The sequence below is a fragment of the Bacillus sp. LNXM12-1 genome, from assembly GCF_003004375.1.
Classification (GTDB): Bacteria; Bacillota; Bacilli; order Bacillales; family Bacillaceae; genus Bacillus.
The window spans coordinates 158045-173351 of the sequence record NZ_PVWX01000004.1 but is presented as its reverse complement, the minus strand read 5'-3'; the positions used below and the strand labels follow the sequence as shown (position 1 = coordinate 173351).

The following is a 15307-nucleotide window of genomic DNA, read 5'->3' as shown; positions in this document are numbered from 1 at the left end:
GATCACCTATTTTCCTCCGCCTAATACTTCGTTCCATCGATTTGTCCAATTGCCAAGCTCTGAAGTTGCTGTTTCGTAATCTACCCAAGTCAGCTTGCTATAATAATTCTCTCCAACCTTGACCTTCCCCTTAATCTTGTCACCGTATTTCACATCAGAATTCGACATGCCATAATAAGATTTTTCCGAGAAAGCCTCCTGAGCTTCTTTTCCACTTAAATAGTTTAATAGTTTGTAAGCCGCTTCTTCATGCTGACTTCCCTTCGTTAAAGCCCAGCTCGCAACAGCTGCAACAGCGCCTTCTTTCGGATATGAGAAACCAATATCCATTCCTTCTTCTTCAAGTGCAAATACTCGTCCATCCCAATATGGAACTGCTGCCACGTCACCACGTTCTAACAAGGTTTGAATAGACCCTGGATTATCTGGAAAAGCAGCTACATGTCCTTTTAATTGTGAAAGGCTTTTAAAGGCTTTATCAATATCCTTAGGATTTGATTCTGTCCCCCCTTGAGCATGGACAAGCGCAGAGAAAAATTGCAAACCGGCTGAATAAGTCGGAGATGATATCGCCACCTTCCCTTTTAGCTGACTGCTCCATAGGTCTGTCCAGCTGTTTGGTTCCTGCTTCACAAGATCTTTTCGATAAGCAATTCCTAGCTGCCCCATGCTAAAGCCTGCTGCATATTGTTTCCCATCAATAGTGAGCTTCTTTTGGACAGAACGGTAAAGTTTTTTGACATTCGGTGCTTGCTCTTCGTCAATCGGCGCAAGGACATTTGCTGCAATGCCTCTTTGAATCGTATCAGGCTGTAAAATAAGCAGGTCATACGGTGGATTTTTTCCATTGGACGCTTTTAATTTCGTAAACCATTCAGAATCCGCTCCAGAGACGGTTTGGACTTTAATTCCCGTATCTTTTTCAAACTTTTCGAGGATTGGTTTGATATTCTTTTCCCAATCGCCTCCGTATACGCCAACGATCACAGTCTGCTGCTGTTTACCTTGATCCTGTCCATTTCCACCGCAAGCTGTCAGCAGTAGAATCATTGATAGTACACCTGCAAAAATAGTGATTAATCTTCTTTTCATGATTCATTTCCCCCTTTTTGTCCATCCATATGACGAAGTGCTTGAATAATATCTTTCTTTGTTAACGGCTCATTTCTATGACTGAAATGTTGATGAACTGCATGTTTATAATGCGTACGTTCATTAGCTGGGTAAGAACGCAGCTGCACGGCAAGCTCGCTGCTGGCTTCATCCGTCCATACTTTCTCATAAGCTTCTCTGTGTTCTCCGAAATCCCACATGATATCAGCAGGATGATCAACCTTTTCACGAAGCTTATTCGTTTGCTTTTCATCAATCTTCCATTCATTTTGGTCTAGATACACTTTAACGCCATATTGCTGCAGCGCTCTTTCTTCACTTAATAGACCTGCTTCCACTTCCTGAAGGACTTTTTCTTTATTTCTAGCAAATGGATTTCCCCAGCCGCCTCCACTTGGTGATATTAATTGCACAATATCGCCTTTTTCAAGACGCAGAACATCTATTTTTGGCTGGTCTTGTTTTTCACCTTTTGCTGTGATCAGCTTGACCTCACCAACAGCTCCTGCTCGGCCGCCCATTAACCCCCAAGGCTGAAACTTCATTCGTTCCATTCCTCGTGCGGTCACCATAGATTCAGGCTTGATCATTTCAAATTCCAAACCAATCGCATGTCCACCTCTGTTTTCTCCTGCCCCGCCTGTGTTCGGCAAAAGCTCATATCGGTGAACATGAATATCAATATGCTGTTCTAAACTCTCAATGGGTGTATTTTTCAAAAAGCCAGATGAATGATCAATGCCATCTACTCCATCCGTTCCATTTTGAGCACCGCCGCCTCCGCCTAATGGTTCGACAACAGACATTTTCCTGCCACCTGTTTGATCATCAGGAACAGAGAGAACAACAATAGCAGATTGACCTGCACCTGCTGCCGGCACTGCTTCAGGTAACAGCTTACCAATGGCGCCTAGCACGACATTATACAGCCTCATCGTAATCGAATGCCGAATACCAACAGAGGCCGGGTATTCTGGATGCACCAGCGTCCCTTTAGGTGAAATCACTTCAATCGGATATGTTATTCCGCCATTAATCGGTATAAAGGGATCTTTACTAATAATGTAATTAATCAACCCTTGATATAGGAAGGAATGCTTCTGACCATTAGTGACAAGGTTAAAAGCTGTTTTCACTTGCGGGTCACACTCAGAGAAATCCAGCGTCAGCCGCTTTCCTTTCACCGTTAACTTGATTTTCAATCGGATCGGCACATCCGAGATCATATCATCATCTAAATAATCAGCGAATTCACTCGTTCCATCCGGAATGGCTTCAATGACCTTTCCTGCACGAATCTCAGCTTGCTTCAGCAGGTCCATCATTCCTTGTTTCACTTCATTTTTTCCAAATTTGCCGATCATTTCTTTTAACCGAATTTCTGCTGTATTTACTGCAGCAATCATCGCATTGATATCCCCATCATTTAAATGACTGGCTCGGCTGTTGGCTCTTAAAAAGGTACGAACGACCTGATTCTCTTTCCCGCCTTCATAAATTTTCACTGGCGGGATTCTTAATCCTTCTTGATGGACATCTGTTGCTGTCGGTGAAATACTCGAGGGCACAAGTCCGCCCACATCACTCACATGAACAAAAGACCAAGCATAGCTGACAATTTCACCATCTACGAAAATTGGCTTAATGATATGGACATCCGGCAGGTGAGTCGCTAAACCATCTGTCGTATAAGGGTCATTTGTGATGATAATATCTCCCGGCTGCATCGCCCCGCTCTCTTCAATCGCTTTTTTAAGACTCAGCCCTAAAAAGATCGTTACACCCACTGTCTTCGGATAAACAAAGAAATCTCCAGAAGGCGTGGCTAACGCTGTCGCAAAGTCATCTGATTCTTTGACGAAAGTCGTAAAAGACGTCCGCTCAATGACATGTCCCATGCCAGACGCAATTGCATTAAAATAACTGCGCATCATCTCAAGCTTTGCTGGATCAGTTCTCATGTAAAGCCGCCTCCCTTGAAATCACCAAGTTCCCTGATTGATCAATGCTGCCTGTCCAATTTGGCAGAATCAATGTTGTCGTATCATCCTGCTCAATAATGGCAGGTCCATTGATGACAGAACCTACTGACAAAGTATCTCTATAATAAATAGCTGCTTCATGTTCTTTTTCTTCTATAAAGATTCGCCTGTATTCATATGGCTTCAAAGATTGTCCGCTGCTTTCATGAACAGGTGTGAAAGGCAGCGGCGGCGTCTCGCCTATGACTCGAACTCGTAAATGAGTAAACTCGATGTCCGCCTGATCATCTCTATGACCATATTGACGCTGATGCAGTTTGTGAAAGGCTTCAATGAGTTGATGGATATCTTGTTCTTGCTTCAGCCATTCAGCTGATAGTGGTAATTCAATCTCAAAGGCTTGTCCTTGATAACGTGCGTCTGCCAATAATAGAATGGATGTCTGTTTAATATGCTGAATGTTCTGCTGACTGAACCAATCAGCCGCTTTTCGCGAAAGCATCTCATAATCTTGTTTTAGTTGATCTATCGAGTAGTCTTGTAAGCATATTTTCTTCGACAGCACCGCATCATGAATAAAATCAGCGGTCAGAGCACCTAATGCACATAATGTTCCTGGACCTGGAGGAACGACCACGTTTTTCGCATGGATTTCTCGCGCAAGGAAATTCGCCACAACCGGTCCTGCTCCGCCAAACGCTAGTAAACTAAAATCTCTTGGGTCAAACCCCTGCTGCTCCATGACATTGCTTAATTCTGTGTACATATTGGCGACAGCTACTTGAATCAGCTGGTCAGCCGCTTCTTCTACCGTTTTGTTGAGCTGGTCAGCAATTGGCTGAAAGGCCTTTTCCGCCGCGGACAGCTGTAGTTGTAAATGTCCTCCGGCAAAACGCTCTTGATTGAGATAACCGCATATGAGGAACGCATCAGTTAAGGCGGCTTTCTTTCCCTTACCATACGAAGCTGGTCCCGGCTGTGAGCCAACTGATTCTGGTCCTGCTTTGAGAAGCCCGCCCTGATCAATCCACGCGACAGAACCTCCGCCTGCCCCTATTGAATACATCGCAACAGATGGAAGAATGATAGGAAAACCTGAAAGCTGATTAGACTGAGCCATTGTAGGCTGCCCCTTTTGAATAATGGAGATATCTGCACTCGTCCCCCCTACATCAAAAGTGATCAGGTTGGATTCGTTTGCAGAGGCAGCGATTCTTGCCGCACCAATGACACCAGCTGCTGGACCAGAAAAAAGTGTTTTAACAGGTGAGGTTGCTGCACTTTCTGCATCCATTAAACCACCATTTGATTGTGTAATGTATGGAGAAATTGGTACACCTTCTTCCTTCAAACGGCTTTTCAATGTTTGTAAATACTGTTTTACCTTTGGTTGAATGTACAAATTGACAACAGACATCACAGTACGCTCGTATTCTCTTATTTGAGGCCATAATTCAGATGAAGTAAGAACTTCTAATTGCGGATAATGGTGTTTGATATAGGCTTTTGCCTGTAATTCATGAACTGGATTTTGATAACTATGTAAAAAAGAAATGACAATACCTGCTAGCCTTTTAGACATGACCTGCTGGACAGCATGATCTAATTGCTGCAGATGGAGAGGTTTTTTGATCGTACCATCGTGTATCAACCTTTCAGAGATTGGGTATACATGCTTTCGTGGTATCAATGGTTCCGGCAAACGAGAATTGAAGTCATAAGGAATGGGTAACCGTAAACGTTGTAGTGACAATATGTCTTGAAAGCCTTCCGTCACAAAAAGGGCTAAGTCTGCTCCTTTTCGCTGCAATAATGTATTAAGACCGATTGTCATTCCGTGTACGAGATATTGGATTTTAGATAAATCAACACCCCTGTCTTTTAGAAGTTTTAGCCCATTGATAATTCCCTGGGCTGGGTCGTCAGTCACTGTGGGTGTTTTGAGTTCAGTCAGCGCCCCTGTTGCTTCATTCATCAGCGATAAATCAGTAAATGTTCCTCCTATGTCTATACCAAGCCGATAAGAGACATCCGCCATTTGTACTCCCCTCCTGCAATGTAAATAGAATCATATTTTGATAAATTACGACATTTTTTGATATTTGACTCCATATTATTAAAGCATATCGGTCTAGTCAATTTTATTTTTTTAAAATTTCTGTGTGTTAAATTCTTGAAATTAGCCCAAAAAGCAATGATAAAGCCATTTTGATAAAGCATAATCTTTTTTTGACCAGCAAAATTAAAATTTTTATGAATTTTTACAAATATAAAAAGCAAGAAAACGGATAAAAACCGTTTTTCGAACTTTAAAAGGCGTTTTTTCAAAACCAGGAGAAATTGGTAAGTAATTCTGCTATACTTCTGTTTACAAAATACGCAAACAAGAAAGAGAGCTAGCATCTATGAAACTTCTTAAAATCATTCTCTTGCTTTTACTAATCGTCGTTGGTGTAACAACAGGCTATATTCAGCTGGAGCAAAGTAAACAAGAGACGACGAATTCATCTTATAACAAAACCATTCACTTCCCATCAGATCGTTACCCAGAAACCGCGAAGCACATAGAAGAGGCAATTGATGAAGGCCATTCATCCGTATGTACGATTGACCGTAAACATAGCGATGAACAGAGAGACCAATCACTTCATGGCATCCCAACAAAGCGCGGGTATGATCGGGACGAATGGCCGATGGCGATGTGTAAGGAAGGAGGAACAGGAGCTTCTGTCAAATATATCAGTCCTTCAGATAATAGGGGAGCAGGCTCATGGGTCGGTCATCAATTATCGGATGATCCTGACGGCACAAGAATACAATTTATCATCGATTAACGCCATTTCCTTTTTCTATCTAAAAAAATTTTCTCGTAACTGCATACAGGTATTTCAAACATTTTTTTCATGCCGATAATCCTTAAGGAGGTTTAACCTACCTTATACCTAAAGGAGTCAAAAAGCATGAAGAAAAAGGGAAAACTGAGGCTTGGTGCAAAAATTTTGCTGATCTTTTTAAGTGTCCTCATCATCTTTTCAGCAGTTGTTGGTTATGTGGTGAATCGTGAAATGACAGAAAACATCAAGCACATGGCCACTGAAAAAGCAAAAAGTGATTTAAAGCTAGGCTATGCCTACCTAGATGAAAAAGTGGCAGGCTCGTGGCAGATAAAAGATGGCAAGCTTTATAAAGGGGATACCCAAATCAATGATCATGATACATTGGTTGACCAATTAGCTGAATATACCGATGATACCATCACAATTTTCCAAGGGAATACCCGTGTCGCGACGAATGTCATGTTAAACGGAAAACGAGCTGTCGGTACAGAAGTCTCACCTGAAGTGAAGGCCACTGTATTAGATAAAGGAGAAAACTATTACGGCACAGCAAATGTTGCCGGGAAAGACTATCAAACGGCTTATATGCCGATCAAAAATGAAGCAGGCAAAACGATTGGTATTTTTTATACGGGCGCCAATCAAAGCATGATTTCACAAATGCTTCAGTCATTCTATATTCAATTTGTCATTGTTCTGTTGTTAAGTTTAATTGTTGCAGTTATCATTATTTCTATTTTCACAAAGCGATTTCAGTCACGCCTCAAGTGCATAGCTTTTGCCATTAAAAGTGCAGGCGAAGGAAATTTAACCATCAATGTGTCGGATACGGCAGGCGATGAACTGTCTGACCTGGCTGGTCATTTCAATAAGATGCGAGAAAAATTAAATCAAACCATTCTTAATGTCATGAACACATCTGAATTAGTGGCCACCTCATCTGAGCAGCTTTCAGCTAGCGCAGAAGAAACAAGTGCAGCATCAGAAAAAATCACCCACAGTATTCAAGAAGTAGCTCAATCATCAGAAGAACAATCAGCTCAAATGACAACAAGTGAGCACACGATGATTCAAGTATCTAACGAGCTGGCAAACATCACGGAAAATGCGGAACAAATGGCTTCAAGAAGTCAATTTGCACAAGAAATGGCCCTAAAAGGTGTACAGAATATTGGGGAAGTAAACTCACAAATGAAATCTATTGCAAAATCAATCGAGGAAAATGGGACAGCCGTTCAAGCATTAGAAACACGTTCAGCTGAAATTGATCATATTTCCAATGTTATTACAGACATCGCTAATCAGACAAACCTGCTTGCTCTTAACGCAGCAATTGAAGCAGCACGAGCAGGCGAGCATGGAAAAGGTTTTGCGGTTGTCGCAGACGAAGTGAGAAAGCTCGCTGAAGAATCTCAAGCATCATCAAATATGATTTCCCATCTCATTTCTGAAATCCAAAAAGAGATGACTCATTCGACGAATGCCATCAAACGAGTAAAAGAGGAAGCGGCTCAAGGGACTGTACTTATTTCTCATACAGAAGAATCATTTATTGATATTCAACAGTCAATGAGAGAAATGGCAGATGGCATCAAACATTTATCTAGTGCATCACAAAAAATCGCAGCTTATACAAACGATGCGAAACAATCCTTTGCCACTATCACAGAAGGCGTTAAACTAACGAGTGAACATTCACAGCAAGTAGCCGGTTTAACAGAAGAACAATTTGCCTCAATGGAAGAAGTAACAGCATCATCAGAAGCTCTTGCCCATTTAGCAGGAGATTTAAAAGCAATGGTTTCGCAATTTCACATCTAGATTCCTCAAATAGAAGCGCAAGACGGCGACAATCGTCTTGCTGCCTAACATTCTCTTCAAGAATCATTCTTTCAACCATTCACATTCCAACGAAAATCTATGTATAAAGGAGTTTTTTAAATGAATAAGTTAAACCAAGCCTATTCCCTATCTATCTCTTATCACCAAATCACCGTATACACCGGAAGCAAAACACCACCTGTGATTGATTGGTCAGATGATGACATTCTTCAAGGATTCGCCATGGGAGATCAGGGTGTGTCCTTTGAAGGGATCAACAACGGAAAAGCATCTGTTACCGTAACTTTAAATAGCGATATGCCCCCAGCCTCGGCTGACAGAATAGTTACAGTGCCTTTTACGCATGCAAGCGATCAAGTTTATATCACAAGCGTCATGGCTCAGGTGCTATCTTTCCCTATTCCAAAGGGAGACTATCAGCTCACCTGCTATACCTCACAGCAGCCTGATCAAGACCTTTATCATATAAATTTCCAAACTGTGTAGATCACGACTGATCGTACAAATCAAGCCACTTTTCCGCAAAGTCTACTGATTCTCTCACCGGCAATAAATATGAACTGGCAAGTCCGATTTGACCGTGATCATGAGTGCCTCCTGATTGTAGAAAATCACGACCGATCTGCTCAAATAGTTCTTCTCTTGTGATAATATCTTGGTACTCTTTCCATACCCTCCATCCATTTTCTAAGATGGGAGCTCCTCTTGTCATGAGGTCTTGCTGAGGGATGCGATATTCAGCAAGATGGAAAGCTGTCAGGCTCTCAAATGACGTACCAATCAGCAGCACCTGAGCCTGAAGATCATACATGCGGGCTAGAGGCGAATGTTCTCCTAATCCAAAAGAAAGTGCGTGGTGTTTCAGAAGCTCATGTTTCCTTTTGCCCCAGGCTGTGAATGAAAAATGAGGATGATTGCTTCTCGCCACGCCTGGGTATTTCCAAAACGTTTCCGCTACCTTTCCCATTGCTGTTGGCGTCGTGTATGCTGGATCAAATGCAGGCATCGTCTCTTTGATCGATTTCCACCACGAAAAAGGAACAGGCGGATTGATCCAATCAGCGGGATCAGAAAGCTCTAACGTTTGTGCCGGCATGATCAGTGTCCCCTCTTCTGATAAGGTTTCCATCAATGCTTGTATGAGGGCAACAGCGCCTCCGTTTACCCAGCCGATAGATGATAAAGATGAGTGAACACATAAAATCATGCCTTTTTTCACACCAAGTTGAACCAAGTCTGCTTTGATTCTTTCCTTTGTCATCGGTTCAGCTTGATTTTTGATTAATTTTTTCATCGTTCCTTTTCCTCCTGCGTCTCTTCTATTACTGATGAATGAGACGTTTAACCGCAATAGACAGTTTATAATTTGCGTAATTTGTCAGCTCCGTTAAAAACAGATCCAGTTCATCATGACTGGAAAAATGGCCTTCAGCCATATAACAGCCCTCACCACTTATTTTAAACAAGTTCTTGATCTCTTCCTGTTGGTCGAGAAACGACAGAAGTGGTTCGTGATGATGACTGCGGGTATAGAGCTGCATAAATGTTTGGATGGTCTTTTGAGTCCGCCAGTCAATCGAAATGGTATATGCTTCAATCACACCCTCTTCTTCAAGCTTTAACACACGATTTGCAACAGCTTGACCGGTTAAATGAACTTTTTCACCTAGCGCTTTCATGGTCAATCGACTGTTTTTAGAGAGCTCTTTTAATATATCCATATCGGTTTGGTCTAACATTGACTCACCTCTTTCAAAAATCAAGTCCTTCTGCTGAAAGACTTTCATTACCCTCTGTCATATGGAACTCTTTTAATATACTGTAAACTTAATCAGAAAAAAAGGAGGCCTTTTCATGAAAATCACGCTCATTCGGAATGCTACTTTATACCTTCAATATGGTCAGGCAACTTTCTTCATTGATCCCTTTTTAGCAGCAAAAGGAACATATCCACCGTTTCCTCATACAGCCAATCAACATTTGAACAATCCTATTGTTGATCTGCCTGTAAACATTGACTTAGACAACATGTTACACCCAGATGCTGTCTTACTCACTCATTTGCACGTGGATCACTTTGATGACGAGGCAAAACAAAAATTAGCTCAAGACCAGCCCATTTATACGCAATCGGAGAATGACAAAAAAGAAGTTGAAGAAGCCGGTTTCCAGCATGTCACATGCATTGAAGATGAAATAGACATTTGCGGTGTTCATATTAAGCGGACAGGTGGACAGCATGGGACAGGAGAAACTGCGAAGCGGATGGGACAGGTCAGCGGTTTTGTTTTCTCTCACCCTGATGAACCTACCCTTTACATTGCAGGTGATACCATTTGGTGTGATGAGCCGAAGGAGGTTGTCAATACATGCAAGCCAGATGTCATTGTGGTTAATAGCGGAGCTGCTCAATTTTTAGAAGGCGATCCGATTACCATGACGAAGGAAGATATTTTAGACGTTCACCGTTCTCAGCCAAAAGCACAAATTGTCGCTTGTCACCTTGAGGCAGTGAACCATTGCTTGCTAACAAGAGCTTCTTTACAAGCTTACATTCAGGAGCATCATGCAGATCAAGCCATTTTTGTCCCTAAAGATGGTGAAAGTCTCACCTTCTGAAAAGATTCATAAATAATAAAAAACCGGCACCTCGCTGCCGGTTTCATCATTATGGTCGATGGTGCTGTGGTTTTTTCAGCAATGGAACAAATCCGTTATTTTCCAAATGATTGTAATGCTCATCCATTCGTTTGGTAATATGTGTACCTTGTTCCTTTGTTAACACACCATATTGAACGTATTTCTCAATCACTTCTTTTCGTTTAGAAAGAATTTGCTGCTCAAGCATTTCAATTTGTTTTTGTTGTTCTGTCGTTAATTTTACTTGATGCGTTACTGGACGCTTTTCCATTTGGGGTGTTTCACCATGAGCTGTTTCCATATAAAAACCAGACAACAGCATCATCGATAATATGATTAAGCCACTTACTTTTTTCATCATTGTTATTCCCTCCTTTATTCGCAATTATTTTGTACGCGCTTTCCTTTTTTATACATTATTTCACCACGCAAATTGCACATAATATTCTTACTTTTTCGCTTTTCTTCTGAAAACGTTGTCCTAACAGAAAAAGCGTGCTATGTTTTGTTTTGTATAAAAAATAGAGGAGGATTCTTAAATGAGTCGTTTTTATCATAGAAAATCGATATGGTTGATGCTTGTTGTGTCTGCTTTCATACTTGTCATGTCTGCTTGCAGTCAATCAAGCTCTTCTCAGTCTGGAGATTCAAAGTGGGATGAGATTCAAAAGAAAGGGAAAATCGTGGTTGCTACTTCAGGCACCCTTTATCCAACGTCATATCATGATACATCTAATGGCAAGGATCAATTGACTGGTTATGAAGTGGAAGTGGTCAAAGAAGCGTTTAAACGCCTTGATGTGAAAGTAGAATTTAAAGAAATGGGCTATGATGGCATGCTGAGCGCCATTAATTCTGGTCAAGTGGATGCCGCTGCAAACGACATTGACATCACAGATGACAGAAAAGATAAGTTTGCCTTTTCAACTCCTTATAAATATTCCTATGGCACGGCGATCGTACGAAAAGATGATTTGTCTGGCATTAAAACGTTAAAAGATTTAAAAGGAAAGAAAGCAGCTGGTGCTGCCACAACGATTTACATGGATGTCGCTCGCAAGTACGGTGCGAAGGAAGTCATTTATGATAATGCGACAAACGAGCAATACTTAAAGGATGTCGCTAATGGTCGTACAGATGTCATTCTAAATGATTATTACTTGCAGACACTAGCTCTTGCTGCATTCCCGAAATTAAATATTACGATTCACCCTGACTTAAAATACATGCCAAACGAACAAGGTTTTGTGATGAAGAAAGACAACACAGAGCTTCAAAAAGAATTAAATCGTGTCTTAAAAGACATGAAAAAAGACGGAACCATGAAAAAGATTTCCGAAAAATTCTTTAATCATGCAGACGTCTCAAAGAAAATAGATGCTGATGTCGAAGATGTCGACATTTCTAAATAAGGAGCCGCAATCGTGGGAGATATTCATTTAGAATATATATTTAATCCTGCACTGGCAAAGGCGTCATTTCCATTTGTCATGAAAGGCATCTGGCTGACGCTGCTCATTTCCTTTGTGAGCATGTTTTTTGGTACAATTCTTGGCTTTTTTATTGCGCTTGCCAGAATGGCGAACACGTGGATGCTTCGCCTGCCTGCACGGTTGTATATCTCATTCATGCGAGGCGTGCCCATTCTGGTGATTTTGTTTATTCTTTATTTTGGATTCCCTTATATCGGGATTGAGTTTACAGCGGTCACCGCTGCCATTATTGGGTTCAGCTTCAATAGCGCTGCCTATATTGCAGAAATCAATCGGGCGGCCCTCTCCTCTGTTCCGAGTGGACAGGTGGAAGCTGCCAAGTCACTAGGTCTCAGCTATTGGCAAACGATGCGCGGTGTCATTTTACCTCAATCTGTCCGCATCGCACTGCCGCCTTTAACCAATGTCATGCTCGATTTAATCAAAGCCTCCTCACTGGCTGCGATGATTACTGTACCCGAGCTCTTCCAGCAAGCAAAAATTGTAGGTGGACGCGAATTCGATTATATGACCATGTATATTTTGGTCGCACTCATATACTGGGGCATTTGCAGCGTAGTCTCATTGCTTCAAGACTTTTTAGAAAAGCGCTATGCGAAATATCTGTAATAAAGGAGAGCAGATCTCATGGATCTGCTCTCTTTTGTATTTAGCTTTAATGTATCAGCCATAACCACACATATAACCCTAGTAAAGTAAGGATCAAGGTTGGGATGGTCAGGATGATTCCGGCTTTCATGTATGCACCCCAAGAAATATGGACGCCCTTTTTCTTGAGAACATGAAGCCACAGCAATGTCGCCAATGAGCCGATAGGGGTCATTTTCGGACCAAGGTTGGAGCCGATGACATTGGCATAAATCAGTCCGTCTCTCATGACGCCTGCTGTATCTGTATGACCGATCGCAATCGCATCGATTAACACAGTGGGCAGATTGTTCATGACAGAGGACAGCACTGCGGCAAGCACGCCCATAAACATCGTTCCCGCAAGCAAGCCATGCGATGCGCCTTGTTCGATCCATGCCGCCAATATTTCTGTGAGACCGACATTCTTCAGTCCATATACGACGACATACATGCCAATTGAGAAAAAGACTATGGACCACGGTGCTTCTTTTATGACGCGTTTTGTCGCCACTTGCGGACTTCTTCTCGCCAGCCACAAAAAGACAAGGGCAATACCGCCCACAATGATGGAGACCGGAATCCCAATGAGTTCTCCTGCAAAATAACCGACAAGCAGACAGCCAAGCACATACCAAGACAAGCGGAACATGCGGATATCTCGAATAGCTGATGCCGGCTCTTTCGCTTGTGACAGATCGTATGTTTTTGGGATGAGCTTCCGGTAAAACACATAAAGCACTAGCATGCTCGCTCCAAGCGACACAAGGTTTGGCACAAACATGTTTGCTGTATATTCTAGAAATCCAATATGAAAATAGTCGGCTGATACGATATTAACCAAGTTACTAATCACAAATGGCAAGGAGGTTGTATCTGCAATAAAGCCGCTCGCCATCACAAAAGGCAGGATCATCCGCTCATCCAGCTTTAACGCTCTCACCACAGACAAGACGATCGGGGTCAGAATCAGTGCCGCTCCATCGTTCGCAAAAAAAGCAGCCACGACAGCGCCGAGCAATGTTAAATAAATAAACATGCGGACACCGTTCCCTTTTGCGGCTTTTGCCATATGCAGTGCAGCCCATTCGAAAAACCCAATTTCATCTAAAATTAACGAAATAATAATGATGCCAATAAACGCAAATGTCGCGTTCCATACTATATGCGTCACTTCCCACACATCGCCCAGATGAACGACACCAAAGACAAGTGCAAGAATGGCGCCTCCACATGCTGACCATCCAATGGTTAAACGTCCTGGCTGCCAAATGACAAGGACGAGGGTCAGGATAAAAATCAAAATGGCCAAGGTGACTGCTCCCAAAGGTGGCCCCCCTTTCATAAAATCCTTATCTATCATACAACGTAACGCAGCAGTTGTATGCCATTTTCACATGAAAACCCGCAGGTGATCCCGGGCACCTGCGGATTCGATGACTATTGATCTTTTTTCATCAGCATCAATTCAATAAATAACTCACATCGCTGACTGAAGTGACTTAAATCAATTGAGGTCATATCAAAGATTTGTTTCATTCGATAGTTTAATGTATTTTGATGAATAAACAACTGCTCTGCAGCAGGCTTTAGCTTGCAGTTATTCAATAAGTAGACTTCAAGCGTTTTTAAAAAAGAAGTTTGGCTGTCACGGTCTTTTTCCTTCAAACGTAACAAATCTGGATTGAAATCATTTTTCTTTTTTTGATGGCTGTAAATCGAGTCTAAGAACCGGAAAACCCCCAGATTCTCGTAATCATATGGAATCAGCTCTTGTCCCCCAACAATTTTCACAGCCTTCACGACCTCTATCGCTTCAAATCGACTTGTACTCATTTTCATGACATCTCGATACTCTCTTCCCATCCCGATATACAGCAGCGAAGGATGGGCATGCGTTTTCGATTGCAGATGAGCGATGACGTCGGCAGCAGTTGCTTTCGGTGAGTGCCGGTCTGACAAGCTGCCCAATATCACGACAATGTCGGCTTGAACGGAGTATACGTGATTCACCTTATCTTCTAGCTGCAAATACGTTCGAATGACATCCTTCACGTCTTCTGCCGTCTCACTTTTGTTATCGGCAGCATGTACGACCATGACAGTAAATACTGCCGGCAGTGGGATGCTTAAATTCTCAGCCTCCCACTTCAGTTCTTCTTCTGTATAAAAATGATCATCCATGACCTTTTTGAAAAATTCTTCAATCTTGCCTTCCTTTTTCTCCAGCTGTTTCTTATTCTTATAAATCACTTTTCCCACTTGAAAGGAAGCTTCGTGCAAAAATTGCAGCTCCTCCTGAGAGAGGGAATCCTCAATGTCCTGCACCCAAATAAAGCCTACAACCTCTTGTTTATGCTTGGCGCTCACAGCCACCCGCCGATTAAACCCGAGCTCGTCATGACCGCTCACATAAAAAGGCTTTGACTCCTTGTGAAGCCGCTCGATGACCCCTGTTTTCTTTAACCAATCGACTACAGACCCCGGGCATTCCTTTGAGAAAATCGTTTGCTGATTGACTGGGTCAAACTGCTGTATGCTGTAAGAATTATAAGCAAGGAGCTGGCACTCTGTGCTTTCTAAAATGACTGGTTTTTTTAAATACCCGCTAATAAATGCAATTAACTTATCGACATCAAAAAATGTATGAAGCTTTTCTAATATCTCTTCCATCCCGATTGCTCCCTGATTAAGTAATACATTTATCATACTTCTTTCCGGACAGATTTGTATAGAAACAAGTCGTAGACAAGCAAAAAAAGCATGAACCCGT

At 42.1% G+C, this 15307-nt stretch carries 14 protein-coding genes; 6 read left to right on the top strand and 8 right to left on the bottom strand.

Translation table 11 applies throughout. From position 1 onward, the window contains the following. Nucleotides 1-6: 6 nt before the first annotated feature. The 3 genes from C6Y07_RS15635 to C6Y07_RS15625 are packed head-to-tail and all read right to left on the bottom strand — an operon-like array spanning nucleotide 7 to nucleotide 5133. Complete coding sequence (locus C6Y07_RS15635; protein WP_034664150.1) at nucleotides 7-1092, bottom strand: ABC transporter substrate-binding protein; 1086 nt, start codon at nucleotides 1090-1092, stop codon at nucleotides 7-9. Beyond that, nucleotides 1089-3074, bottom strand: coding sequence for a hydantoinase B/oxoprolinase family protein (locus C6Y07_RS15630; RefSeq protein ID WP_106157014.1), 1986 nt, complete (start codon nucleotides 3072-3074; stop codon nucleotides 1089-1091). The genes C6Y07_RS15635 and C6Y07_RS15630 overlap by 4 nt, the downstream gene beginning before the upstream one ends. After that, on the bottom strand, nucleotides 3064-5133 hold the full coding sequence (locus C6Y07_RS15625) for a hydantoinase/oxoprolinase family protein (protein ID WP_106157012.1): 2070 nt from the start codon (nucleotides 5131-5133) through the stop codon (nucleotides 3064-3066). Before C6Y07_RS15625 ends, C6Y07_RS15630 begins: the two co-directional genes overlap by 11 nt. Nucleotides 5134-5500: 367 nt before the next feature. On the opposite strand from C6Y07_RS15625, the gene C6Y07_RS15615 reads away from it, so the two are divergent. The 3 genes from C6Y07_RS15615 (at nucleotide 5501) to C6Y07_RS15605 (ending at nucleotide 8260) form a co-directional block, all read left to right on the top strand. Then, complete coding sequence (locus tag C6Y07_RS15615; RefSeq protein ID WP_106157010.1) at nucleotides 5501-5929, top strand: NucA/NucB deoxyribonuclease domain-containing protein; 429 nt, start codon at nucleotides 5501-5503, stop codon at nucleotides 5927-5929. A gap of 126 nt (nucleotides 5930-6055) precedes the next feature. Then, complete coding sequence (locus C6Y07_RS15610) at nucleotides 6056-7753, top strand: methyl-accepting chemotaxis protein (RefSeq protein WP_106157009.1); 1698 nt, start codon at nucleotides 6056-6058, stop codon at nucleotides 7751-7753. A gap of 120 nt (nucleotides 7754-7873) precedes the next feature. Then, nucleotides 7874-8260: a competence protein ComJ gene (locus C6Y07_RS15605; RefSeq protein WP_066031345.1), complete on the top strand. Its 387-nt coding sequence runs from the start codon at nucleotides 7874-7876 to the stop codon at nucleotides 8258-8260. A gap of 1 nt (nucleotide 8261) precedes the next feature. Here the strand turns inward: C6Y07_RS15605 and C6Y07_RS15600 are convergent, their stop codons facing one another. Continuing rightward, on the bottom strand, nucleotides 8262-9068 hold the full coding sequence (locus C6Y07_RS15600; protein WP_095285948.1) for an AAC(3) family N-acetyltransferase: 807 nt from the start codon (nucleotides 9066-9068) through the stop codon (nucleotides 8262-8264). 28 nt (nucleotides 9069-9096) lie between these two features. After that, nucleotides 9097-9513 carry an Lrp/AsnC family transcriptional regulator gene (locus tag C6Y07_RS15595; protein WP_034664465.1) on the bottom strand — a complete coding sequence of 139 codons (417 nt, stop codon included), beginning with the start codon at nucleotides 9511-9513 and terminating at the stop codon, nucleotides 9097-9099. Between the two features lie 115 nt (nucleotides 9514-9628). Between C6Y07_RS15595 and C6Y07_RS15590 the strand changes: the two genes are divergently transcribed. After that, a complete protein-coding gene (locus tag C6Y07_RS15590) occupies nucleotides 9629-10393 on the top strand; it encodes an MBL fold metallo-hydrolase (RefSeq protein WP_060595506.1) in 765 nt (254 codons plus the stop codon). A gap of 49 nt (nucleotides 10394-10442) precedes the next feature. On the opposite strand, the gene C6Y07_RS15585 is transcribed toward C6Y07_RS15590, so the two are convergent. Further along, on the bottom strand, nucleotides 10443-10772 hold the full coding sequence (locus C6Y07_RS15585) for a YckD family protein (protein ID WP_060595541.1): 330 nt from the start codon (nucleotides 10770-10772) through the stop codon (nucleotides 10443-10445). A gap of 181 nt (nucleotides 10773-10953) precedes the next feature. On the opposite strand from C6Y07_RS15585, the gene C6Y07_RS15580 reads away from it, so the two are divergent. Both C6Y07_RS15580 and C6Y07_RS15575 read left to right on the top strand, forming a co-directional pair. Beyond that, complete coding sequence (locus C6Y07_RS15580; RefSeq protein ID WP_106031572.1) at nucleotides 10954-11826, top strand: transporter substrate-binding domain-containing protein; 873 nt, start codon at nucleotides 10954-10956, stop codon at nucleotides 11824-11826. A 12-nt stretch (nucleotides 11827-11838) separates the two neighbouring features. Then, nucleotides 11839-12516, top strand: a complete 678-nt coding sequence (locus C6Y07_RS15575; RefSeq protein WP_034664171.1) for an amino acid ABC transporter permease — start codon at nucleotides 11839-11841, stop codon at nucleotides 12514-12516. Between the two features lie 46 nt (nucleotides 12517-12562). Here C6Y07_RS15575 and C6Y07_RS15570 read toward each other — a convergent pair whose 3' ends face one another. Both C6Y07_RS15570 and C6Y07_RS15565 read right to left on the bottom strand, forming a co-directional pair. After that, nucleotides 12563-13861 (bottom strand): arsenic transporter, encoded by a 1299-nt coding sequence (locus tag C6Y07_RS15570; protein ID WP_106157008.1) that lies wholly within the window; start codon nucleotides 13859-13861, stop codon nucleotides 12563-12565. Between the two features lie 113 nt (nucleotides 13862-13974). Then, nucleotides 13975-15207, bottom strand: coding sequence for a PucR family transcriptional regulator (locus C6Y07_RS15565; RefSeq protein ID WP_106043387.1), 1233 nt, complete (start codon nucleotides 15205-15207; stop codon nucleotides 13975-13977). Nucleotides 15208-15307 lie beyond the last annotated feature (100 nt).